Raw genomic sequence first — 25,127 nt, forward strand, 5'->3', positions numbered from 1 at the left:
AGATTTCGTAGTTTTACGTACTTTCAAATTCAAATAAATGTCAGATAAAAAACGCCTTTTTTTAGTAGATGCTTACGCTTTAATTTTCCGTGGGTATTATGCCTTTATAAAAAATCCTAGAATTAATTCGCAAGGTATAGATACTTCGGCCATTATGGGTTTTATGAACTCGCTTTTAGATGTTATTAAACGCGAGCGTCCAGACCATTTAGCGGTATGTTTCGATAAAGGTGGAAGTGCCGATAGAGTTGAAATGTTCGAGGCTTACAAAGCTAATCGCGACGAAACACCAGAAGCTATTAAAGTGGCAGTACCATATATTCAAAACATTTTAAAAGCCATGCATATTCCAATTATGGTTAAAGAAGGTTTTGAAGCCGACGACGTTATTGGAACTCTAAGTAAAAAAGCCGAAAAACAAGGTTACACCACCTTTATGGTTACACCCGATAAGGATTTTGCGCAGTTAGTTTCAGAAAATATTTTTATGTATCGCCCAAAATCGTTTGGCGGCGGTTACGAAACTTGGGGCATTCCCGAAGTACAAAAAAAGTTTGAAGTTGAAAACCCATTACAAGTAATTGATTATTTAGGAATGATGGGCGATGCCAGTGATAATATTCCAGGATTACCAGGTGTTGGAGATAAAACAGCCAAAAAATTTATTAAAGCTTATGGTAGTATGGAAGGTTTGTTTGAAAACATTCATGAGCTTAAAGGTAAAATGAAAGAGAAAGTTGAAGCCAACCAAGAATTGGGGTTACTTTCTAAAAAACTAGCCACCATTATGCTTGATGTTCCGGTGGAATTTGATGAAAAAGATTTTGAAATGTGCGATCCAGATATTGAAGCTGTGAAAGCCATTTTTCAAGAATTAGAGTTTAGACGCTTAACCGATAACTTTGTAAAAACCTTTACAAAAGAAACTGAAAGTTCAAGTTCATCAACAAATCAAAATGTCACTTCGAGCGCAGTCGAGAAGTCTAAAAAAACAACCTCAACTGCAGGAGCTGGTCAATTTTCCTTGTTTGGTGGCGATGTTAATAGCACTGATACCGAAACGAGTTCGGAATCTCACACCCGAAAAACTGCCGACAACACAAGTCATTTTTACCAAAGCATAGCTTCTGGAATGGCAACAAAGCTGTTTATTAAAAATTTAATGAACCAAACCTCGGTGTGTTTCGATACCGAAACTACGGGTTTAAATCCGTTAACTGCGGAATTGGTTGGCATTGCATTTTCCTGGGAAGTTGGTAAAGGCTTTTACTTACCTTTTCCAGAAGATAAAACCGAAGCACAAGAACTTATCGAGCAATTGCGTCCGTTTTTTGAAAGTGAAACCATCGAAAAAATTGGTCAGAATTTAAAATACGATATTAAAGTTTTAGCTAAATACAACATATCTGTTAAAGGCAAATTGTTCGACACCATGTTAGCGCATTACTTAATTAACCCAGATATGCGCCATAATATGGATGTGTTGGCAGAAACCTATTTGAATTATACACCAATTTCTATAACAGAGCTTATTGGTAAAAAAGGGAAAAATCAGTTATCCATGCGCGATGTTCCTTTAGAAAAACAAACCGAATATGCTGTTGAAGATGCCGACATTACCCTTCAATTAAAAGAACATTTTCAAAACGAATTAGGCGAAGCCAACACACAAACGTTGTTCGATGATATTGAAATTCCGCTATTGCGTGTTTTAGCAGCTATGGAATTAGAAGGTATTAATTTAGATAAAGACTTTTTAGCATCATTAGCCGAACAACTTAACAACGATATCGCTTCACTTGAAAAAAGTATTTACGAAGCAGCCGGAGAAGAGTTTAATATTGCATCACCAAAACAATTAGGCATTATTTTATTTGAAAAAATGAAATTGGTTGACAAGCCTAAAAAAACCAAAACGGGTCAATATTCTACAGCCGAAGATGTTTTAAGTTATTTGGCCAAAGACCACGAAATTATTAGAAACATCATCGATTTTAGAGGTTTAAGCAAACTAAAAAGCACGTATGTTGATGCTTTACCACTACAAGTTGAAGAAGCTACAGGTCGCGTACATACCGATTATATGCAAACTGTCGCCGCTACTGGTCGTTTAAGTAGTAACAACCCCAACTTACAAAACATTCCTATTCGTACCGAACGCGGTCGCCAAGTAAGAAAGGCTTTTATTCCGCGAAGCGAAGATTACACGCTTCTTGCTGCCGATTATAGCCAAATAGAATTGCGCATTATTGCCGCTTTAAGCGAAGAAGAAACCATGATTGAAGCTTTTAAAAATGGTGAAGATATTCACGCTTCAACCGCTGCAAAAGTGTTTAATGTACCTATTGAAGATGTTACTCGCGAACAACGTAGCAACGCAAAAACCGTAAACTTCGGTATTATTTATGGCGTTTCAGCTTTTGGTTTAAGTAACCAAACCGATTTATCGCGTAGCGAAGCCAAAGAATTAATTGATACCTATTACGAAACCTACCCAAAGTTAAAAAACTACATAAGCAAACAGGTAGATTTTGCAAGAGATCATGGTTATGTACAAACCGTTTTAGGTCGTCGCCGTTATTTAAAAGATATAAATTCCAGAAACGGTGTGGTTCGTGGCGCTGCAGAACGTAATGCTGTTAACGCACCAATACAAGGTAGTGCCGCCGACATTATTAAACTAGCTATGATTGCTATTTACAATAAATTAGAAGCTGGTAACTATAAAACTAAAATGCTGTTACAAGTACACGATGAATTGGTTTTCGACGTTTATAAACCAGAACTAGAAGAAGTTTCAAACCTAATAAAAACCGAAATGGAAAACGCTTATAAATTAGCTGTTCCTTTAGACGTTGAATTAGATACTGGAAACAACTGGTTAGAGGCTCACTAAACATAAAACCATTTATGAAAACCTACAGCGCTTGTTTTATAATGTCTTTGCTTTTTTTTACTAAAGCCAACGCCCAAGATATTGTAAAATTAAACGACTATTTAATTACCAAAGTTTCTATAAACCGCCAAACAGAAATTTTATCGGTAAATGAAGACATAAATAACGAGCGCTACACCATTGAAGCCACCAACGATTTAAGAACAAAACTATCGGCAAATTATAAATTTTTAGGTTTAGGCTTTGGGTTTTCGCCACCGCAAAGCGATAGAAAATCAAAATTTTTAGAAGCCAAACTTAATCTGTTTTTAAGCAAATGGGTTTTAGGTGCAGATTTTAGCAGAATTAAAGGGTTCTATGCTCAAAACATCGATTTCCAAAATCCAGATAGAGATTTTCCAGACCTTAAATCTACAAGCTATAGGTTTTCTGCTGGCTATTTATTAAACGACCGTTTTTCGTATAAACATTTGTTTCAGCTTAATGAATGGCAACGAGAAAGTTCAGGTAGTTTTATTCCAAGTTTTACTTACAGATACAATCGTATTTCAGATTTTATTGATGGCGATAAAGTGGTTCAGCATAATTCCGATTTCACATTATCGCCCGCCTATTATTACACCTGGTGTGTAGACCAAAATTGGTTTGTAACACCCGCTATTAGTCCTAAATTTGGTATGCGATTCTCGAAAGACGATACTAATAAAGAAACCTATTTTACCCGCGGATTTAATTTTAGATTACAATTTGGGTTTACCAACGAGCGTGTTGCTGCCGGTGCTACTTTTACTTTTGAGAGCAACAACATAAACTACCGCTCTACAAGAAGTACAATTAACGATAGAAACCATGCACAACTCTATTTTGCTTATCGTTTTAATGCCCCGAAATTTTTACAACGCACCGTAGAATCGATTGAGCGTGAGTTTGGGTTGTAAATAAGATTAAAATGAAAACTATTTTAGTTACTTGCGCTATCATTTTAAAAAATGAGAAAGTTTTTGCTTTTCAAAGAAGCGAAAAAATGAAGCTACCATTAAAATGGGAATTTGCAGGTGGAAAAATAGAACCTAACGAATCAGAAATTGATTGTATTAAACGCGAAATTAAAGAAGAGCTTAATATTGAAATACATGTTACGCAGCGATTAACACCGGTAACACATGAATACCCCGATTTTAAAATTAAATTAATTCCTTTTATTGCTAAATACAATTCCGGAAGTTTAATACTTAAAGAACATGCTAACTATGTTTTAGCAAAAAAAGAAGAATTATTAGATTTGGATTGGGCTGAAGCCGATATTCCAATTTTAAAAGAATTTTTATCATTATGAATCAAGGAATTTACGAAGCATTAATTACACAACTTATAAATGAAAAATTAAATCTTCTTGATGATGAAAAATTTTATATAAAAAAAATAAAATTGATAAAGAAGAAGCTTCTAGAGTTCTTTCGACACATTTAGCAATAGCTTGTAACAATGCTTTCCAACTCATTAAAGGAAAGCCTGAATTGCAAATTGAGATTGCCAATAAAATTTTAAAACTATTAAAAGACGAAATAAACAAGCAAGATTTCGATTGCGATTTAATTGATGCAGAAGGCAAAATTCTGAAAGCTGTATTCAGTAAATTAGATTCAAGTTACACTGATTTAGATTTAAGGCTAAAAGAAATAACACCCTACACAAGACTAACACATAGCGAGTTGTTTACTGGTGGGAATTCTGGTTTATCCTTGGAAAGTGAACTAAAAAAAGAAATTTTATCCGCAGATCAAATTAACCTATTAGTTTCATTTATAAAATTTAAAGGAATTATAATTCTTGAAAAAGAACTTCGAGAATTTACAGAACGAGGGGGAAAACTCAAAGTTATAACCACAACGTATGTTGGTGCAACTGACTATAAGGCGGTGCAGTTATTATCAAAACTTCCCAATACTCAAGTAAAAATATCGTACAATACAAGTAACGAAAGGTTACACGCTAAAGCTTATTTGTTTTATCGAAATTCAGAGTTTCATACTGCATATATTGGATCTTCAAATTTTTCCCGATCTGCATTAACAGATGGACTAGAATGGAACTTAAAAATTACAACTAAAGAAGTAAATCACGTTATTAATAAATTCCAAAAAACATTTGATGCCTATTGGCACAGTGAAGATTTTGAAATTTTTGATGATGCTATACATAAAGAAAAACTACAAAGTGCACTCAAGTATAGTAAGTTTAGCAAACCGCAAGAAATAAACACAACATTTTTTGACATAAAACCTTTTCCTTATCAAAACGAAATTTTAGAAAAGTTAGAAGTTGAAAGAGAAACACACAATCACTATAGAAACCTGGTTGTAGCCGCAACAGGCACAGGTAAAACAGTTATTTCAGCATTCGACTACAAACGTTTTAGACAAAACAATTCTTCTGCAAAGTTGTTATTTCTGGCTCATAGAAAAGAAATATTACAAAAATCATTATCTACTTTTCAAAGTATCTTAAAGAATAATAATATTGGCGAATTATGGGTTGATGGTTTAGTTCCAAATAATTTTGAAATCGTATTTGCTTCCGTACAATCTGTTAAAAATCAATATAAAAACTACAACCTAAATCCGGATTTTTACGATTTCATTATCATAGATGAATGTCACCATCAAAAAGCGAATAGTTACCGAAAATTAATAGACTATTTTCAACCGAAAATTTTACTTGGTCTTACAGCAACACCTGAAAGAATGGACGGGGAAAATATCCTTGAAGATTTTGATAATAGGATTGCAGCAGAAATAAGATTGCCAGAAGCAATGAATAGAAAGTTACTCTGCCCATTTCAATATTTTGGAATAACCGACAGTGTTGACTTAACGAATATTACATGGTCTAGAGGAAAATATGTTGCTAGTGAATTAACAAATTTATACACTGAAAACGATAGAAGAGTTAGTGAAATAATTAACGCACTCGAAAAATATACTAAAGACAGTCGTGAAGTAAGAGCATTAGGTTATTGTGTTTCCATGGAACACGCTAAATATATGGCAGAAAAATTTTGCCTCGCCGGATTTAAAGCCGATTATTTAACCAGCAACAATAGCAAAGAAAGAGATTTAATTAGAATAAAGTTAGAAAAAAGAGAAATCAATTATCTGTTTGTTATTGATATGTTTAACGAAGGAATTGACATTCCTGAAATTGACACTGTACTTTTTTTAAGACCAACAGAAAGTTTAACCATATTTTTACAACAACTTGGAAGAGGATTGAGACTTCATGAAGATAAAGACTGCTTAACCGTTTTAGATTTTGTTGGTAATTCTAAACCAGAATATAATTTTGAGCACAAGTTTAGAGCATTAATTGGTAAAACAAATACTACTGTAAAAAAAGAAGTTGAAGACGATTTTCCTCATCTTCCTTTAGGCTGCTCTATCATTTTAGAAAAAAAGACAAAAGAAACAATTCTTAAAAATATAACAGCTGTAACATCATTAAATAAAACCAAACTAATTCAAAGAATACAACAATTTCAAAACGAAACACATTTACCATTAACAATAGGAAACTTTAGCACATTTTATAATATTGCAATTCAATATATTTATAAAAGAGGAAGTTGGAAACGTTTATGTCAATTAGCAGGAAAAATAGAAAATTTTAATTCGAAAAACGAAAAAGATATTGTTTCAGCCATTTCAAACAAATGGTTGTCAACAAATTCATTAAGCTATTTCTCTTTCATTTTAAAAATTGCAAAACAGAATTTTATGGTAAGCATTTCAAATTTAAATGACAATGAAAAAACTATGCTTTTAATGTTGCATTATGATGTTTGGCAGAAAGAAGGTGGTTTTGATTCTTTAGAAAAAAGCATACATCAAATAGGAACTAACCCCATTTTAGTTGAAGAAATAAAGGAAGTTTTAGAGTTTTTAATAAATAAAATAGACTTTAAAGAGCTACCAATTAAACTTCCTTACAAACAACCTTTAAAATTACATAATCGCTACACAAGAGACCAAATTTTAGCTGCATTTAAATTTAGTAGTTTTAGCAAAAAATCATCTAATCGCGAAGGAACTGCATTGAATAAAGACTTAAATACCGAATTACTTTTTATCAACCTTATAAAATCTGAAGAGAACTTTTCGCCAACTACGATGTATGATGATTACGCAGTAAATGAATTACTATTTCATTGGCAAACGCAAAACTCTGCAAGACCCGATAAAGGAAAAGGACTGTCCTATATAAAACACCAAGAAGAAAATAAACGAATCTTACTTTTTGTTCGTGAAAAAGCAAAAGATGAATTTGGAAACACAAAAGGTTACGTTTTCATAGGTGAAGGGAATTTAAAAGACTATTATGGTTCAAAACCCATGAGTATAAATTGGGAATTAAACGAGCCTATGCCAAACTATCTTTGGAAAGATGCTGCAAAACTTTCTGTAGGATAGTGCAAATAAATTCATAAAACACCAGAATAATTAATCATTCAAAAACATATATTTATAAAAACATTCATCTTGAAACACAAAACTTTTATAGCAAGTTATTACATCAAAAAGTTAATTTTCTTATTAATAACATTAGTGCTTTTACTCATTTTAAGCTGCTCCAAAAACATATACCAAGAATCTAAAAAAGCATATAAAAAGCAAGCCAAAACTTTAGGTAAAAGCTTAAGATATATTCAGCCGGATTCTATAAACACCCAAGCTTTTAATGTTATAGAATCGCAAAACTTTAGTTTACGGAAGCCTAATTTTATAATAATTCATCACACCGACCAAGAAAGCTGTGAACAAACCTACCGAACTTTTGCTTTACAACGTACACAAGTTAGTTCGCATTATGTAATTTGCGATGATGGCACCATTACCCAAATGCTTAACGATTTACTTCGCGGTTGGCACGCTGGAAATTCTACCTGGGGAAATGTAACCGATTTAAACAGCGTTTCTATTGGTATTGAATTAGATAATGATGGCGAAGAACCGTTTTCGTACGCACAAATAAACAATTTAACTTGGCTACTAAAAAACCTAACCGAAAAGTATAAAATACCAAAACAAAACATAATTGGTCATGCCGATATTGCTCCAGGGCGTAAAGTAGACCCAAGCGCTTTATTCCCTTGGAAAACCCTTGCCGAAAGTGGTTATGGCATTTGGTACGACGAAACCAAACTAGACTCAGTAGTTATCGACAGCGCCTTCAATCCTAAAAAAGCATTAAAATTTATTGGCTACAATATTAGTAATCTTGAAAACGCTATTTATTCGTTTAAGCTTCATTTTAACCCGAGTGATGTATCGAAAACGCTTTCCGAAAAGGATAAAAAAATATTGATTTTACTTGAAGATGAAATTTTAACGCTTAAATAAATATTAAATTAAAGCTGATTTAATTAAAATAATTATTGCTTTGCGCTTACTTTAATTAAGAATATAACTGAAGCTTAATTTTTATGAATTTTAAGATTGATAAATTTGTTATTGCCATAATAATTGTGGTTTTATTTGCTTATTTTTTTCCTAATGCTGGAAAGGATTTGCCATTAAACACTATTGGAAGCATAGGTGTTTCGTTAATTTTCTTTTTTTACGGACTTAAATTGAGTCCAGAAAAAATAAAGGCTGGTTTAAAAAACTGGAAATTACATCTTTTAGTTCAGGCTACAACATTTTTAATTTTCCCTTTAATTGTTTTGTGTTTTTACCCTTGGGTTAATGAAACCAATAAAACATTGTGGTTAGGTTTTTTATTTTTAGCCGCTTTACCATCAACCGTTTCGTCGTCTGTGGTTATGGTTTCTATCGCCAAAGGCAATATAACCGCTGCTATTTTTAACGCTAGTATTTCGGGATTAATTGGGGTTTTAGTTACACCCATTTGGATGGGATTATTTCTAAACTCTAATACGCCTGATTACAGTTTAGTTGCTGTTTATAAAAACTTATTTTTAGAAATCTTAGCACCAGTAATTTTAGGGCTATTTCTGCACAGGTTTTTAGGAAGCTTTGCCATAAAACACAAAAACTACTTAACACTGTTCGATAAAAGCGTTATACTACTTATTATCTATAAAAGTTTTTCAAAATCCTTTTCCGATGGCATTTTTAATGGTTTAGGCTTACCAATGTTGGCTAGTGTATTTATAATAGCTGTTCTACTATTTTTTACAATTTACTTCTTAATTGGTTTTATTAGCAAGCAACTTCAATTTAATGAAGAAGATAAAATTACTGCCCAATTTTGCGGAACAAAAAAATCTTTAGTTCACGGTACCGTGTTCTCTAAAATACTGTTTCAAAACGCATCGTTTTTAGGCATTATTTTACTTCCGGTAATGTTATTTCACGCTTTTCAAATTTTAACCATAAGCGTTATTGCCGCCAAAAAAGCAAAAAATAAAATATAAAAAAAGCAGGAACTAAATTCCTGCTTTTTTATTTGAGTGTTTAATTAATATTATGCAGTTTGCATTTCGTGCTTACCTTCGTAAACCTCTTCTACTAATTTTTTATTAAATGCTGGTAAATCTTCTGGAGAACGACTGGTTACTAAACCTTCGTCTACAACCACTTCTTGATTTACCCAATGAGCACCTGCGTTTTCAATATCTGTTTTAATAGAACTAAACGAGGTTACTTTACGTCCTTTTAAAACATCGGCTTCAGCCAACAACCATGGAGCATGACAAATTGCTGCAACTGGTTTTTTGTTTTCAAAAAACGATTTTACAAAACCAATGGCTTTATCGTTTCGTCTTAATAAATCAGGGTTAATAAGTCCGCCCGGTAACATTAACGCATTGTAGTTGCTTTGCGAAACTTCATCTAAAGTTTTATCTACTTTATAAGAATTACTCCAATTACCATTTTTCCAACCTTTAATTTCGCCAGATTCTAAAGACACGATATGCACATCGGCACCGGCTTCTTCAAGGGCTTTTTTAGGTTCACTTAATTCACTTTCTTCAAATCCGTTGGTTGCTAAAATTGCAACGGTTTTTTTCTCTAAATTTTCCATTTTCATTTGTGATTTTTAGGGTTAATATTTCTCCATTCAAACTAATGGATATATTCCCCGAAACCAAATATTACGAACGGATTAACCTAGACTTAACAGGATTTGTTAATTAAAAATTAAAAGAGTCAAACATCAATTTTTATTATAAATTAGAAATCGCTTTCTCTAAAACATCTTTTAATTTAGTCTTTAAGTTTAAGGGTTCTATAATTTTAGCATAATCGGAAAACACAACGAACCAGCGTAAAAAGCTATGTTCTACATAAGGGGTTAAAAATGTCATTTCAACAAAATTTCCTTTTATTTTTTCCGACACAAAACCATGTTGCCATTTGCTGTTATTTATAAACCGCACCACCGTTTTATCTACCTGAATAACCACTTTAGTTTTTTCTACATTATCCGATTTGCTTCGGTAGTCGTCTAAAGAAACATGTTCTCTTGTAAAACTTTGTTGTGTAGCTTTAATACCTTGCATTCTATCGGTTCGAAATTGTCGGTAGTCATTTCGAAGATGACAAAATGCTAAAACATACCAGAACCCGCTTTCTTGATAAATGCCAACAGGCTCGACATAGCGTTCGGTTGGCGTTTCATTATTTAAAGCCTGATATTTCAAATAGACTTGACGCTTTTCTGCAATACTTTCAAACAAAACCTCTAGTGCATTTGGTAAATCGTCGTTAAATAATTTATGCGAAGGATCGACAATTATTTGCGATTCTAATGCCGAAATCCAATCTTTTTCTCTACCTCGAAGCACCGATTTTAATTTAAGCATCGCCGATTCGTAATAATTACCTAACGATTTATCGACATACTTTTGCATTAGCTTTTCGGCCGCCACAAAGCTTCCTGCTTCCTCACGCGTAAACATAACAGGCGGTAAACGGTAGCCTTCCATTATTGAATAACCAACACCTGCTTCGCTAACTATTGGCACTCCCGAAGCTTCAAGCGTACGAATATCGCGATAAATAGTGCGTAAACTTACTTGAAATCTATCGGCCAACTCCTGGGCTTTTACAATACGTTTGGATTGTAATTGAATAAGTATGGCCACAATTCTATCAAACCGTTTTACCGTGTCTAAACTCATAATGCTGTAACATATATCCCAAAGATAGGTTTTCAGGTTGAAGTTTGTATGTAATTTATCCTTCAACATAGTATTTCATTAGTTGTAACAAGCAAAAATATAGGCGGTGTATGACAGGTGATTGTCAGCAGTAAAGTTTTGAAAATTTATTTTCCCACTACTGACATAAAGCTGTCACCAAGCCAATTTACTTTTGATTTCAAATAACAAAAACAATAAAATTTACAATCATGGAAACCATCGTAAACAACACATTTTCATCCATTATTACACCAGAACAATTATTAGCACATTGGCAAGGACACCGTAGTTTAACACGGCGTGTTATTGAAGCTTTTCCAGAAGACAATTTCTTTAATTATTCCATTGGAGGTATGCGCACCTTTGCCGAAATGGTTATGGAACTTTTAGGAATTGCTGCTCCCGGAACCAAAGAAATTGCCACCGGAAAAACCGCTCAATTAATTGAAAACATAGAACACGGCAATAAAAAAGCTAAAATTTTAGAATTATGGGATAAATCTACCGAGGACATTAACACGTATTGGGCTCAAATTAAACCAGAACAATTTCAAGATAGCATTAAAAGTTTTGGGCAATTTGAAGGCACCGTATGGTCATCCATTTTTTATTTTATTGATAATGAAATTCATCATCGCGGACAAGCCTATGTGTACTTGCGTGCTTTAAATATTGAACCACCTTTCTTTTACGAACGCTAAAATTAATCTTATGAATTCTGTTTTAGTTTTTAAAACATCTATAACATCAAAAGGTGAAATTAAACAGTTAAAACCTGTATTAAACACTTTAATTGCTAAAAATGATTACTGGAATTTCGACTTGGAAGATTGTGACAATATATTTCGAGTTGAAACAAAAACCGTCGCTCCCAATTCCATTTTACAACTATTTAAAAGCTTTGGTTTTTATTGTGAAGAATTGGTTTGAAAGCGAACTAACCATTTATTAAAATTTAGATTTAAAATGATTTTTAGCTCATACACCTCCCTTAATCCCTCCTTTTTAGGAGGGAAACTGTTAGCTTAATTTTATTTTGATAGCACTCAGAAAAAACATATACTTTAATATGAAGGCGTATTCTAATAATTATACACCAAGCCTTAAATTATAGGGTTGGAGTGTCCCCTCTAAAAAGAGGGGAATCAGGGGTGTGTACTTAAACTTTACACCTCCTTTAATTCCTCTTTTTTATGAGGGAAACTGTTAGCTTAATTTTATTTTGATAGCACTCAGAAAAATATGTACTTTAATATTAAGGCGTATTCTAATAATTATACACTAAGACTAAAATAAAAGGCTTGAGTGTCCCCTCTAAAAAGAGGGATTCAGGGGTGTGTTCTTAAACTTTACACCTCCTTTAATCCCTCCTATTTAGGAAGGAAACTGTAACTTAATTTTATTTTGATAGCAATAAGGAAAAAATATATACTTTAATATGAAGGTGTATTCTAATAATTATACACTAAGCCTTAAATTAAAGGCTGGGGTGTCCCCTCTAAAAAGAGGGGAATCAGGGGTGTGTTCTTAAACTTTACACCTCCTTTAATTCCTCTTTTTTATGAGGGAAACTGTTAGCTTAATTTTATTTTGATAGCGCTCAGAAAAAAATATATACTTTAATATAAAGGCGTATTCTAATAATTATACACTAAGCCTAAAATAAAAGGCTTGAGTGTCCCCTCTATAAAGAGGGGAATCAGGGGTGTGTACTTAAACTTTACATCTCCCTTGATCTGTCCTATTTAGGAAGAAAACTGTTAGTTTAAATTTTATAAATTCCAATTTAAAGCAACAACAATAAAGCAATTAGAAATATAATTAATCTTGAAATTTACTTTCTACGCTTCTTCTTATACTTCACCTTATTTTTTCGTTGATTAAAAGGTACAGCATCATTAAAGGTGTTTTTGGTTTTACCTGGCTTATTTTTACGCCATTTTTCTTCCTTTTTAGGAAGTAAAACATCAAGTAAATCTTGGCGCCCTAATTTATTAAGCTTGTTTTTAATCCAAGTTTTGTTTTCATCTTTATACCAAAAGAAAAAACGATGTTGTTCGTCTTTTTCTTTTCTAGTTTTTGGTGTATTTACTTTTTGAAGTGTGTACGGATGATAACCACTATAGTAAATTACCGTAGCCACGGTCATTGGTGTTGGCGTAAAACCTTGCACTTGCTCTAACTGAAAGCCCATATTTTTAGTTTCGGCAGCAAGATTAGCCATATCTTCAACTTCGCAAGCAGGATGATTTGAAATGAAATACGGAATTAACTGTAAGTTCAGTTTATTCTTGATATTGATTTTATCGAAACGCTCCTTAAACTTATGGAAGTAACTAAAAGACGGTTTACGCATTAATTTTAAAACTGGGTCACTGGTATGTTCTGGCGCTACTTTTAGTCGACCAGAAACGTGCTTTGTCATCACTTCTTCTGTGTAATCGTCTAACTCTTTTGGGTCGGCATTTTTATTGAATTCTGGCACCAACATATCGTGTCTAATTCCAGAACCGATAAACGATTTTTTCACCTTCGGATGACTATCAACCGCTTGATATAATTCGGTTAACGGTTTATGAGACGTATCTAAATTGCTACAAATTACTGGCGAAATACAACTTGGTGCAACACATTTATCGCAAATAGATTGTACTTTACCTTTCATTTGGTACATGTTTGCACTTGGCCCACCAATATCAGATAAATAGCCTTTAAAATCGGGCATATTCGCCACTTTATCAACTTCATTTAAAATAGATTCTTTACTTCGACTCGCTATAAATTTTCCTTGGTGTGCCGAAATGGTACAAAAACTACAGCCACCAAAACATCCACGATGAATATTTATAGACGTTTTTATCATCTCGTAAGCAGGAATTGGTCCACGCTTATTGTATTTTGGGTGTGGTAAACGCGTGTAAGGCAAATCGAAAGAGGCATCAATTTCGGCTTCCGTCATTGTAGGATAAGGCGGATTTATCATCAGCATCTTATTACCTACCTTTTGAAAAATACGTCTTGCAGCTAATTTATTGGACTCTTGCTCTATTACTTTAAAGTTAGATGCGTAAGCCTTTTTATCTTTTAAACAGGTTTCGTGTGAAGCGATTTCAACATCTTCCCAATTTTTATTTTTAGGAATATCGTTTTCATCATTAATAAGAATCGCTGTTTGATTAACAGTATTAATGCTATTGAAAGGTACACCACGCTCTAGTAAACGGACAATTTCACGAAGTGGTTGTTCGCCCATTCCGTACACCAACATATCGGCTTTAGAGGTTTCTAAAATGGTTGGCATTAATTGGTCGCTCCAATAATCGTAATGTGTTACACGACGTAAAGAGCCTTCAATACCTCCAATTAAAACCGGTGTATCTGGCCATTTTTCTTTTAAAATTTTACTATAAACCGTAGATGCATAATCTGGTCTAAAACCTATTTCACCATTTGGTGTGTAGGCATCTTTATCGCGACGTTTTTTATTAGCGTTATAGTTGCTAATCATAGGATCCATACAACCTCCTGTAACACCGAAGAATAAACGTGGTTTACCCAACTTGACAAAATCCTGAAGATTATCGTTAACGTTAGGTTGTGGCACGATAGCGACTTTTAGTCCGAAACTCTCTAACAAACGTCCGATTACTGCTGGACCAAAGGTTGGATGGTCTACATAAGCATCACCGCTAAACAGGATAACGTCGAGTTCTTCCCATCCGCGAATTTTCACCTCTTTGTTTGTGGTAGGTAACCAACTAGAAAGTCTTAATTCTTCTTGCATAACGGCACAAAGGTAAATAGAAATTACTACTTAATTGCAAACACACCTGTTAAACCACACAAATGCAACACAATAGAAGTATATTTTAGTGAAAAATTATAAATCGAGTGCTTTAATGTTTTCTATTCGGTTACGCTCTAGAAAATCATCAATAGTTTCAAAATGTTCAATAACCCGTTGATTTTTAAATTCGAACACTTTTTTTGATAAGCCTTGAAGAAAATCACGGTCGTGAGATACTAAAATTAAAGTACCATCAAACTCTTTTAAAGCCTCTTTTAAAACATCTTTCGATTTTAAATCGAGATGATTGGTTGGCTCATCCAAAATTAATAGGTTTACAGGTTCTAATAATAACTTCACCATGGCTAACCTGGTTTTTTCACCACCAGAAAGCACAGCAACTTTTTTATCGATATCGTCGCCTTTAAACATAAAACGACCCAGAATATTTTTTATTTGCGTACGAATATCGCCTTTTGCAACTTCATCAACCGTTTGAAAAATAGTCAAGTCTTCATCTAAAAGTGCGGCTTGGTTTTGCGCAAAATAACCCACTTGAACATTATGACCAAGTGCGCAAGTGCCTTCTACATCAATTTGTCCCATAATGGCTTTTATCATCGTAGATTTTCCTTCACCATTTCTACCAACAAAACACACTTTTTCGCCACGAGCAATCGACATGTTTGCATTTTTAAACACCACATGATCATCGAACGATTTAGATACATCTTTTACCGTTACAGGATAATCGCCCGAACGTTGCGTTTTCGGAAAACGCAGCTTTAACGCCGATGTGTCAATCTCATCAATTTCAATAATTTCAAGTTTTTCTAGCATACGTTCTCGAGATGCCACCTGATTGGTTTTAGAATAGGTGCCTTTAAAACGCTCAATAAACGCTTGGTTATCGGCAATAAACTTTTGTTGCTCTTGGTAGGCTTTTATTTGATGCGCTCTTCTGTCTTCTCGAAGCTGCAAATAATGGGTGTAATTTGCTTTGTAATCGTAAATACGCCCCATTGTTACTTCAATAGTTCGGTTTGTAATGTTATCTACAAACGCTCTATCGTGCGAAATCACGACCACTGCTTTAGCCTTATTCACTAAAAAATCTTCTAGCCATATTACCGATTCAATATCTATATGGTTGGTTGGCTCATCAAGCAAAATTAAATCAGGCTTTTGAAGTAAAATTTTAGCCAACTCAATACGCATGCGCCATCCACCAGAAAATTCGCTAGTTGGTTTATTAAAATCCTCAGGTTTAAAACCTAAACCTTTAAGGGCTTTTTCAACTTCGGCCGTGTAATTTACTTCTTCTAAAGCATAATATTTTTCACCTAAATCTGATACGCGCTCAATGATTTTCATGTACTCATCAGATTCGTAATCCGTTCTAGTTTCAAGTTGCTTATTTAACGCATCCATTTCATCTCGCATTTCAAAAACATGACTAAATGCTTTGGATGCTTCTTCTAGAACTGAGGTATCATCTTCGGTTAATAAATGCTGAGGCAAATAAGCTATTACAGCATCTTTTGGTGCTCGCACATGTCCTTTAGTAGGGTTTTGTTCACCTGCAATAATTTTCATCATTGTAGATTTGCCAGCACCATTTTTTCCCATAAGGGCAATTTTATCATTCTCATTAATGGTAAAAGACACATCGCTAAATAAGGTATGACCACTAAACTCTACAACTAAATTATCTACAGAAATCATAATTACATTTTTAAAAGCGCAAAACTACTAAAAGCCAAAAAATAAATCTTTCATTTTTGTTAACTAAAAAATACTTTTTAATAATTATAAAGCCCTACAAAAATCACTAACCATTAGTAAAATTTTAATTATTTCTTAGAGTTTAATAATGTAAAAATGATTAATTTCAATGAAACCTGTTAAATAACGATAATCACTACTGGATTAAAGCGCCTGATTTTCAACACAAAAAAACATTTAAATAGAATTTGCTAATCCAATAGTTTATCGTAAATTTGCAAACTCTTTTTGAGAGAGGAATGTTTAATAATTAAAAATCAATTAGTGTGGATACATTAAGCTACAAAACGATTTCAGCAAACAAAGCTACTGTAAATAAAGAGTGGGTTTTAGTTGATGCTGAAGGACAGCCGCTTGGTCGTTTAGCTTCTAAGGTAGCAAAGCTACTAAGAGGTAAACACAAGCCAAACTTCACACCTCATGTTGATTGCGGAGATAATGTTATTATTATCAATGCAGAAAAAATCACGTTATCTGGTAACAAATGGAACGATAAAACGTACCTACGTCACACTGGATATCCAGGAGGTCAAAGAAGTTTAACAGCTACAGAGTTGTATGGTAAAAACCCAACTCGTGTTGTTGAAAAATCAGTAAAAGGAATGTTGCCTAAAAACAAATTAGGTGCAAATTTATTCCGTAATTTAACAGTTGTTGTTGGTACAGAGCACAAACACGAAGCTCAAAAGCCAAAAACAATAAACTTAAACGAATTTAATTAATGGAAGTAATTCACAAAATCGGCCGTAGAAAGACGGCTGTTGCTCGTGTATATGTTGCTGCTGGTAGCGGAAACATAACGATTAACAAAAAAGACTTAACTAATTACTTTACTACGGCTCCTTTGCAGTACAAAGTAAAGCAACCTTTAGTTTTGACTAACAATGATGGCAACTTTGATATTACAGTAAATGTATATGGAGGTGGTATTACTGGACAAGCAGAAGCTGTTCGTTTAGCAATTTCTCGCGCAATGTGCGAATTAGATGCTGAAAACAGATTAACGCTTAAACCAGAAGGATTATTAACTAGAGACCCAAGAATGGTTGAACGTAAGAAATTCGGTCAGAAGAAAGCACGTAAGAAATTCCAGTTCTCTAAACGTTAATATTACCCTGAACTTGTTACAGTATCTGTTTACCAGTTACTCCAACATTTTCAAAACATTAAAACAAATAAATTCTTAAGTTTTGGAGATAACCTTCAAAACTTAAGATTAAATTAAAAACAGTTATTGTTGTTACCTAGCTTGAAAAAGCAGGTTTAGTTTAGCATCTAAATGAAGCCAATAACATTGGAACATTGCTAATCAACAGAACGTAAACTATTACAAACATGGCAGTAGAAGTAAAAGAATTACTTGAAGCAGGTGTACATTTTGGACACCTTACACGTAAGTGGGACCCTAACATGGCGCCTTACGTTTATATGGAGCGTAACGGCATTCATATTATAAACCTTTACAAAACAGCGGCTAAAATTGATGAAGCCGGAGCAGCTCTTGCTAAAATTGCAGCTTCTGGACGTAAAATTTTATTCGTTGCAACTAAAAAGCAAGCTAAAGATGTTGTTGCTGAAAAAGCTGGCGGAATTAACATGCCTTACATTACTGAGCGTTGGCCTGGTGGTATGTTAACTAACTTCGTTACTATTAGAAAAGCTGTTAAAAAAATGGCTTCTATTGATAGAATGAAGAAAGACGGTACTTTTAACACATTATCTAAAAAAGAACGTTTACAAGTAGATCGTTTAAGAGCTAAGTTAGAGAAAAACTTAGGTTCTATTAGCGACATGACTCGTTTACCAGGTGCGCTTTTTGTTGTAGATATTAAACGTGAGCACATCGCGATTAAAGAAGCTCAAAAATTAAACATTCCAATCTTTGCAATGGTTGATACAAACTCAGATCCACGTCAAGTAGATTACGTTATCCCTGCAAACGATGATGCTTCTAAATCTATCGATAAAATTTTAACTTACGTTTCGTCTGCAATCGCTGGAGGTTTAGCAGAACGTAAAGCTGAAAAAGAAGCTTCTGCAGCTGAAAAAGGCGATGCAAAGCCTAAAGCTAAAAAAGCTGTTGCAGCTAACGAAGAAGAAGAATAAAATAACATTAACAAAACATAAATAAGTCGTTTAGTTCTTTTCTTTGTGAAATAAATTGAACGACTTTTTTAAATTATAACTACTATGAGTACTACAGTAAAAGTTACAGCCGCTGAAGTAAATAAATTAAGACAGGCAACTGGCGCAGGAATGATGGACTGCAAAAAAGCCTTAGTTGAAGCCGAAGGAGATTTCGATAAAGCTATCGAAGTGTTACGTAAAAAAGGACAAAAAGTAGCAGAAAAAAGAGCTGACAGAGATTCATCTGAAGGTGCTGCTGTTGCTAAAGTAAACGACGACCAAACTGCTGGTGTTGCCATTGTTTTAGGTTGTGAAACTGACTTTGTTGGTAAAAACGAAAATTTCTTAGCATTAGCTAACCAATTAGGAGATATCGCGTTAAACACTTCTACTAAAGAAGAATTTTTAGCGGCAGATTTCGATGGTATGACTGTTGCCGACAAATTAGTTGAGCAAACTGGTGTAATTGGTGAGAAATTAGACATCACTTCTTTTGAAAAATTAGAAGCTGCTTACGTTGGTTCTTACGTACACATTAACAAAATTGCTGCTTTAGTTGGTTTAACTGCAAAAGTTGATAACGCCGATGTTTTAGTAAAAGACGTAGCTATGCAAGTCGCTTCAATGGGAGCAACTTCTTTATCTTACAAAGATTTCGATCCTGCATACGTGGCTAGCGAAACTGAAGCTAGAATTGCGGTTATTGAAAAAGATAATGAAGAGTTAGCTAGATTAGGAAAAACTTTAAAAAATGTTCCTAAATACATCTCTATGGCTCAATTAACTCCAGAAGTTTTAGCCCAAGCTGAAGAAGATGCAAAAGCTGAATTACAAGCCGAAGGTAAACCAGAAAAAATCTGGGATAGAATTTTACCAGGTAAAATGGAGCGTTTTATCTCTGACAACACAACTTTAGATCAAGAACAATGTTTATTAGATCAAAAGTTTATTAAAGACGAAAAGAAAACTGTTGCAGAATATGTTTCTTCTTATGGTGAAGTTGCTATCGCAGGTTTTAAACGTGCTTCTGTAGGTTAATACTTTTTTGTTTCTAAAATTCTAGAAATTAAATCTATATTATAAACCACTACTTATTTTTAGGTAGTGGTTTTTTTGTACATAAAATAAAAATTTTATGTAGTTTTGCTCAACCTTCAGAAAGCTACAAATGAAATACAAAAGAATACTTCTAAAACTATCTGGCGAAGCCTTAATGGGAACTCGCCAATACGGCATTGATCCAGACCGTTTAGCAGAATATGCAAATGACATTAAAACAATAACCGACAAAGGTGTTGAAGTTGCCATAGTTATTGGTGGCGGTAATATTTTTAGAGGTGTTGCCGGAGCAAGTAATGGTATGGATCGTGTACAAGGCGATCATATGGGCATGCTAGCAACCGTAATTAATGGTCTAGCCTTGCAAAGTGCGCTAGAAGACGCTGGTATACCAACACGTTTACAATCGGCAATTAAAATTAATGAAGTGGCAGAACCCTTTATTCGTAGAAAAGCTATGCGACACCTTGAAAAAGGGCGCGTTGTAATTTTTGGAGGAGGAACCGGAAACCCTTATTTCACAACAGACTCTGCCGCAGTACTTCGTGCTATAGAAATTGAAGCCGATGTTATTTTGAAAGGTACTCGCGTAGATGGTATTTACAATGCCGATCCAGAAAAAGATAAAAAAGCCGTTAAATTTAACAACATTACCTTTGATGATGTTTTAAGAAAAGGCTTAAAGGTAATGGATACTACAGCTTTTACCTTAAGTCAAGAAAACAAACTGCCAATTATTGTTTTCGATATGAACAAAAAAGGAAATTTACTAAAAGTAGTATCGGGCGAAAAAGTAGGTACCGAAGTAAACCTATAAATTTGGCTTAATTTTTGAAAAAGCGTATTTTATAATTCTATAAAAGAAAAGCTATGAACGAAGACATTCAATTTATACTAGATTCAACTAAAGAAGCTATGGATAATGCTGTAAAGCATTTAGAAAAGCAATTTGTAAATATACGAGCTGGAAAGGCTTCTCCTGCTATGTTAGGAAGTGTCATGGTAGAATATTATGGCTCACAAACTCCGTTAAGTCAAGTTGCCAATGTTAATACGCCAGACGGACGAACTATTACCGTGCAACCTTGGGAAAAAGGCATGCTTCAAGAAATTGAAAAGGGCATTATGTACGCGAATCTTGGCTTTAATCCAATGAACAATGGCGAAACCATTATTATTAATGTACCACCATTAACCGAAGAACGTCGTAAAGATTTAGCTAAACAAGCAAAAGCTGAAACAGAAGATGCCAAAGTTAGTATTCGTACCGCAAGAAAAGATGCGAATAACGATATTAAAAAATCCGACGATGTTTCGGATGACGAAAAAAGCAACGCCGAAATTGATGTGCAACAAATGACAGATAATTTCGTTAAAAAGGTTGATGAACTTTTCGCTATAAAAGAAAAGGAGATTATGACGGTATAGTATACCACTAAATACAAAACTGTTTTAAAAGTTTATCCTGAAACACAAACATTCGGGCTATTTTTTTAAATTATTGAAATAACTTTATTCAAAGAATCTTTTAGAACAGTTTTTTTGTTCAACAAAACTAATGCTAAAACGCTGCTTTATTTTTATTTGCTATATCAGCTTTTTCTCATCTCATGCTCAATTTGAAACGGAAAATAGCGTTAAAATACAGCAAGATTCTACTAAAAGAAAAGAATTTATACAGCACTTAGGCCAAGGTTTTTTCCCTACCAAATTTTTAGATTTAGACCTACGCTACCTTATTAAATTTAACCAATACGAAGGTATTCGTACCGGTTTAGGTTTTCAAACCAACAACAAATTCTCACAGAGATACCGCATTAATAGTTATTTAGTTTACGGGTTTCGAGACCATCGTTTTAAATACAGTATTGGTGGAGGTTTTCGAGTCTCAGAACACACAAACACTTGGATTAATTTAGCCTATACCGACGATTTACAAGAAACAGGAAGCACCAAATTTATAACAGATGGTAGATTTTTTCAGTTTTTTGAACCTCGTTTACTTAACATCGATTTGTTTCATAAGCACATCACTAAAAAAATAGCACTAGAACACGAATTTCATAAAACCCTAATTTTTGAATCGGAATTTGCAGCTAGTAAAATAGAACCTACCTATGCATACAGTTTCAACATAAACGGGAATAGTTATACCAATTACGATATTACCAATGCTAAATTAGCTTTAAACTGGAATCCGTTTAATAAAATTGAAAAACTCTCTGAAAGTAAAACACGTATAAAACAAGGCTATCCAAAAATTACGCTTCAATATACCAAAGGCATAAAAGGCGTATTTAATAGTGATTTTAACTTTTCAAAAATAGATTTCAAAAGTATTTTTAGGCTTGGAAATAGCAACAAATCTTTTTCCGAAATAACTTTAGTTTCTGGTGTTGCACAAGGCGAAGTTCCCTTAAGCCATTTATATCATGCTTACCCAAACAACATTACAAAAGAAACAATTTTACAACGTTTTTCGGTAGCTGGTTTAACCAGTTTTGAAACCATGTATTTCAATGAGTTTTTTTCCGATAAATTTACCACTGTTCAATTTAAACATTTTTTAAAGCCATTCGAAATAAGTCAACGGTTTAAACCACAAGTAGTATTAATTTCTCGCTATGCTATTGGTAATATGGAAAATCCCGAACAGCATAATAACATTAGCTTTGGCACCTTAAACAAAGGCTATACCGAGTCGGGTTTCGAACTTAATAAATTGTTTTTTGGCTTTGGTTTAAGCTTTACTTATCGCTATGGCGCTTACCACTTACCAAATATAAGCGATAATGTGGCCTTAAAATTCACATTTAACGTCTCGTTATGAGGTAATCTGTTGCTTTTTTCTACCTTTGCGCAGCTTATAATTCTAGCATGTTTAAACTTTTTACAACCGATTTTTGGGACGTTATCGCAAGATTAATTTTACGTAATAAAATTATAATTCTTGTTAGTATTGTTATTGTTACATTTTTGTTTAGTACCAAGTGGGAAAACATGCGTTTTAGCAATACCGAAGCCAATTTATTACCCGACGATCATGAGGTAAACATTACCTATAACAACTTTTTAAAAATATTTGGAGAAGAAGGTAACCTTATAATTCTTGGAGTAAAAGACAGTACTTTTTTTACAGTTGAAAAAATTAATACCTGGAATAAACTTGCTGATAGTTTTAAAGATTACCAAGAAGTTGAAACCGTTGTTTCAATAAAAGACCTACAAAAGCTTATAAAAGACTCCGACAATCAAAAATTTAAACTGCAGCCTTTTATAAAAGATTCTATTACTTCTTTAAGTCAAATTGATACTCTACAAGAAGAACTCTTTAAAAAATATCCGTTTTATGATAATTTTTTATTTAATAGCAAAACTAAAACAGTTAGAACGGCAATTTATTTAAAAAAGGATATTGTAAATACATCTGCCAGAAAAAACTTTGTTCTTAACGAACTTGTTAAAAAAATTGAAACGTTTGAAACCACCAACAGTCTAGACGTTCGTGTATCTGGAATGCCCTATGTTCGCTCGCTAAACGCCCAAAACATTGTAGACGAAATTGGAAAATTTGTTGGAGCCGCCTTATTGGTAACATCGCTTATTTTCTTTTTATTTTTTAGATCGTTTAGAGCCACTTTTATTTCATTAATTGTCGTATCAATTGGTGTTATGTGGACCCTCGGAATTATTGGAGCTCTTAATTACGAAATAACCGTTTTAACCGCTTTAATTCCGCCATTAATTATTGTTATTGGAATTCCAAACTGCATTTTCTTAATTAATAAATACCAGCACGAAGTAAAATTACATGGAAATAAAGTAAAATCGTTACAGCGCGTTATTACTAAAATTGGGAATGCCACGTTAATGACCAACGTTACAACAGCCTCTGGATTTGCAACCTTCATTTTAACCGAAAGTAAACTTTTAAAAGAATTTGGTATCGTTGCATCGCTTAGCATTTTGGCTATTTTTATATTATGCTTGCTTATTATTCCTATAATTTACACCTTTTTACCTTACCCTAAAGAGCGTCATTTAGAGCATTTAAACAAACGTTGGATAGGTGGTTTTGTAAATTGGATGGAGCGCATGGTAAAACAACGTCGTATTACGATTTATTTTACAGCAGTAATACTGTTAATAGTAAGTATGATTGGCATTTACCAGATTAGAATTTCGGGAAGCTTAATTGAAGACATGCCTCAAAACTCAGAATTTGTTAACGACATACGCTTTTTCGAAAAAGAATTTAATGGTATTATGCCTTTAGAGTTTGTAATAGATACAAAACGCAAAAAAGGCGTTATGAAACTGTCCACCTTAAAACGTATGGATGAGCTCGAAAATTTAATTGTTGAAATTCCAGAACTCTCCAAACCTATATCGGTAGTAAGCTTAGTAAAATATAGCAAACAAGCCTATTACAACGGCAATCCTAAATTTTACCAATTACCAACCTCGCAAGAAAATAGTTTTATTTTATCGTACGCTAAAAACTCAACTTCAAATGTAAATTTATTAGAAAATTTTGTTGATAGCACTGGTCAATACGCACGTATTACAACGTTTATGAAGGATATTGGTACCGATAAAATGGAACGGATAGAAGAAGATATTCAAACCAAAGTAAACAAAGTCTTTCCAAAAGAGCGTTTCAATGTAACCATGACAGGTAAAGCTTTAGTTTTTCAAAAAGGCACAAAATATTTAGTTAAAAATCTTGCTGTCTCACTGTCTTTAGCCATAATACTTATAGCCTTGTTCATGGCGTATATGTTTCGTTCAGGCAGAATGATAATTGTGTCGTTAATACCAAACCTATTGCCTTTATTAGTAACCGCAGGATTAATGGGCTATTTAGGCGTACCTATAAAACCTTCAACAATACTGGTTTTTAGTATTGCATTTGGCATTTCGGTCGATGATACCATTCATTTTTTAGCTAAATACCGTCAAGAACTGCAGGCTAATCACTGGAAAATAAAAGTGTCGGTTTACGGTGCTTTGCGCGAAACTGGAGTTAGTATGTTCTACACCTCTATTGTGCTGTTTTTTGGTTTTTCGGTATTTACAATTTCTAATTTTGGTGGCACTGTGGCACTAGGAGCCTTAGTATCTGCCACACTTCTTTTTGCTATGCTATCAAACTTATTACTTTTACCTTCGCTACTACTTTCGTTAGAGCGAAATATTGCAAACAAAGAGGTATTACGAGAGCCATCAATAAATATTATCCCAAAAGAAGACGAAGAAGCGTAAATCTTGCTTATAAAATCAAGCTTTTTTTTATATTTACATTATAA

General features: G+C 33.6%; 20 protein-coding genes. 16 read left to right on the plus strand and 4 right to left on the minus strand.

From position 1 onward, the window contains the following. Window positions 1-37: 37 nt before the first annotated feature. The 6 genes from polA (at window position 38) to LG651_RS01155 (ending at window position 9,329) form a co-directional block, all read left to right on the plus strand. Entirely contained in the window at window positions 38-2,896 is a 2,859-nt protein-coding gene (gene polA, locus LG651_RS01130) for a DNA polymerase I (RefSeq protein ID WP_226694325.1), read from the plus strand. A 14-nt stretch (window positions 2,897-2,910) separates the two neighbouring features. Next, complete coding sequence (locus tag LG651_RS01135; RefSeq protein ID WP_226694326.1) at window positions 2,911-3,834, plus strand: DUF4421 family protein; 924 nt, start codon at window positions 2,911-2,913, stop codon at window positions 3,832-3,834. An 11-nt stretch (window positions 3,835-3,845) separates the two neighbouring features. Next, window positions 3,846-4,232: a (deoxy)nucleoside triphosphate pyrophosphohydrolase gene (locus tag LG651_RS01140; RefSeq protein WP_226694327.1), complete on the plus strand. Its 387-nt coding sequence runs from the start codon at window positions 3,846-3,848 to the stop codon at window positions 4,230-4,232. A gap of 181 nt (window positions 4,233-4,413) precedes the next feature. Then, window positions 4,414-7,362: a DUF3427 domain-containing protein gene (locus LG651_RS01145; protein ID WP_226694328.1), complete on the plus strand. Its 2,949-nt coding sequence runs from the start codon at window positions 4,414-4,416 to the stop codon at window positions 7,360-7,362. Window positions 7,363-7,431: 69 nt separating this feature from the next. Continuing rightward, window positions 7,432-8,292: an N-acetylmuramoyl-L-alanine amidase gene (locus LG651_RS01150; protein WP_226694329.1), complete on the plus strand. Its 861-nt coding sequence runs from the start codon at window positions 7,432-7,434 to the stop codon at window positions 8,290-8,292. Between the two features lie 83 nt (window positions 8,293-8,375). Beyond that, complete coding sequence (locus LG651_RS01155) at window positions 8,376-9,329, plus strand: bile acid:sodium symporter family protein (protein WP_226694330.1); 954 nt, start codon at window positions 8,376-8,378, stop codon at window positions 9,327-9,329. A gap of 50 nt (window positions 9,330-9,379) precedes the next feature. Here LG651_RS01155 and LG651_RS01160 read toward each other — a convergent pair whose 3' ends face one another. Both LG651_RS01160 and LG651_RS01165 read right to left on the minus strand, forming a co-directional pair. Next, window positions 9,380-9,940 carry a type 1 glutamine amidotransferase domain-containing protein gene (locus tag LG651_RS01160; protein WP_226694331.1) on the minus strand — a complete coding sequence of 187 codons (561 nt, stop codon included), beginning with the start codon at window positions 9,938-9,940 and terminating at the stop codon, window positions 9,380-9,382. Between the two features lie 142 nt (window positions 9,941-10,082). Continuing rightward, window positions 10,083-11,039 carry a helix-turn-helix transcriptional regulator gene (locus tag LG651_RS01165; protein ID WP_226694332.1) on the minus strand — a complete coding sequence of 319 codons (957 nt, stop codon included), beginning with the start codon at window positions 11,037-11,039 and terminating at the stop codon, window positions 10,083-10,085. 230 nt (window positions 11,040-11,269) lie between these two features. Between LG651_RS01165 and LG651_RS01170 the strand changes: the two genes are divergently transcribed. Together LG651_RS01170 and LG651_RS01175 are read left to right on the plus strand one after the other, a co-directional pair. Then, window positions 11,270-11,761 carry a DinB family protein gene (locus LG651_RS01170; protein WP_226694333.1) on the plus strand — a complete coding sequence of 164 codons (492 nt, stop codon included), beginning with the start codon at window positions 11,270-11,272 and terminating at the stop codon, window positions 11,759-11,761. A gap of 10 nt (window positions 11,762-11,771) precedes the next feature. Further along, entirely contained in the window at window positions 11,772-11,990 is a 219-nt protein-coding gene (locus tag LG651_RS01175; protein ID WP_226694334.1) for a hypothetical protein, read from the plus strand. 904 nt (window positions 11,991-12,894) lie between these two features. Here LG651_RS01175 and LG651_RS01180 read toward each other — a convergent pair. Both LG651_RS01180 and LG651_RS01185 read right to left on the minus strand, forming a co-directional pair. Continuing rightward, complete coding sequence (locus LG651_RS01180) at window positions 12,895-14,844, minus strand: YgiQ family radical SAM protein (protein WP_226694335.1); 1,950 nt, start codon at window positions 14,842-14,844, stop codon at window positions 12,895-12,897. A 96-nt stretch (window positions 14,845-14,940) separates the two neighbouring features. Next, entirely contained in the window at window positions 14,941-16,572 is a 1,632-nt protein-coding gene (locus tag LG651_RS01185) for an ABC-F family ATP-binding cassette domain-containing protein (protein WP_226694336.1), read from the minus strand. A 326-nt stretch (window positions 16,573-16,898) separates the two neighbouring features. Between LG651_RS01185 and rplM the strand changes: the two genes are divergently transcribed. From rplM to LG651_RS01225, 8 genes are all read left to right on the plus strand, one after another. Beyond that, window positions 16,899-17,354 carry a 50S ribosomal protein L13 gene (rplM, locus tag LG651_RS01190; RefSeq protein ID WP_226694337.1) on the plus strand — a complete coding sequence of 152 codons (456 nt, stop codon included), beginning with the start codon at window positions 16,899-16,901 and terminating at the stop codon, window positions 17,352-17,354. Beyond that, a complete protein-coding gene (gene rpsI / locus LG651_RS01195) occupies window positions 17,354-17,740 on the plus strand; it encodes a 30S ribosomal protein S9 (RefSeq protein WP_044632961.1) in 387 nt (128 codons plus the stop codon). Before rplM ends, rpsI begins: the two co-directional genes overlap by 1 nt. Before the next feature lie 227 nt (window positions 17,741-17,967). Further along, window positions 17,968-18,738: a 30S ribosomal protein S2 gene (gene rpsB, locus LG651_RS01200; protein ID WP_226694338.1), complete on the plus strand. Its 771-nt coding sequence runs from the start codon at window positions 17,968-17,970 to the stop codon at window positions 18,736-18,738. An 84-nt stretch (window positions 18,739-18,822) separates the two neighbouring features. Then, window positions 18,823-19,797 carry a translation elongation factor Ts gene (tsf, locus tag LG651_RS01205; RefSeq protein ID WP_226694339.1) on the plus strand — a complete coding sequence of 325 codons (975 nt, stop codon included), beginning with the start codon at window positions 18,823-18,825 and terminating at the stop codon, window positions 19,795-19,797. Between the two features lie 130 nt (window positions 19,798-19,927). Next, window positions 19,928-20,635: a UMP kinase gene (gene pyrH / locus LG651_RS01210; RefSeq protein WP_226694340.1), complete on the plus strand. Its 708-nt coding sequence runs from the start codon at window positions 19,928-19,930 to the stop codon at window positions 20,633-20,635. A 53-nt stretch (window positions 20,636-20,688) separates the two neighbouring features. Continuing rightward, window positions 20,689-21,246, plus strand: coding sequence for a ribosome recycling factor (frr, locus tag LG651_RS01215; RefSeq protein ID WP_226694341.1), 558 nt, complete (start codon window positions 20,689-20,691; stop codon window positions 21,244-21,246). A 130-nt stretch (window positions 21,247-21,376) separates the two neighbouring features. Then, window positions 21,377-22,648 (plus strand): DUF5686 family protein, encoded by a 1,272-nt coding sequence (locus tag LG651_RS01220; protein ID WP_226694342.1) that lies wholly within the window; start codon window positions 21,377-21,379, stop codon window positions 22,646-22,648. 47 nt (window positions 22,649-22,695) lie between these two features. After that, window positions 22,696-25,083 (plus strand): efflux RND transporter permease subunit, encoded by a 2,388-nt coding sequence (locus LG651_RS01225; RefSeq protein WP_226694343.1) that lies wholly within the window; start codon window positions 22,696-22,698, stop codon window positions 25,081-25,083. Window positions 25,084-25,127: the final 44 nt, after the last annotated feature.

The sequence above is a fragment of the Neotamlana sargassicola genome (genome assembly GCF_020523965.1).
In the GTDB taxonomy this organism is placed as follows: domain Bacteria; phylum Bacteroidota; class Bacteroidia; order Flavobacteriales; family Flavobacteriaceae; genus Neotamlana; species Neotamlana sargassicola.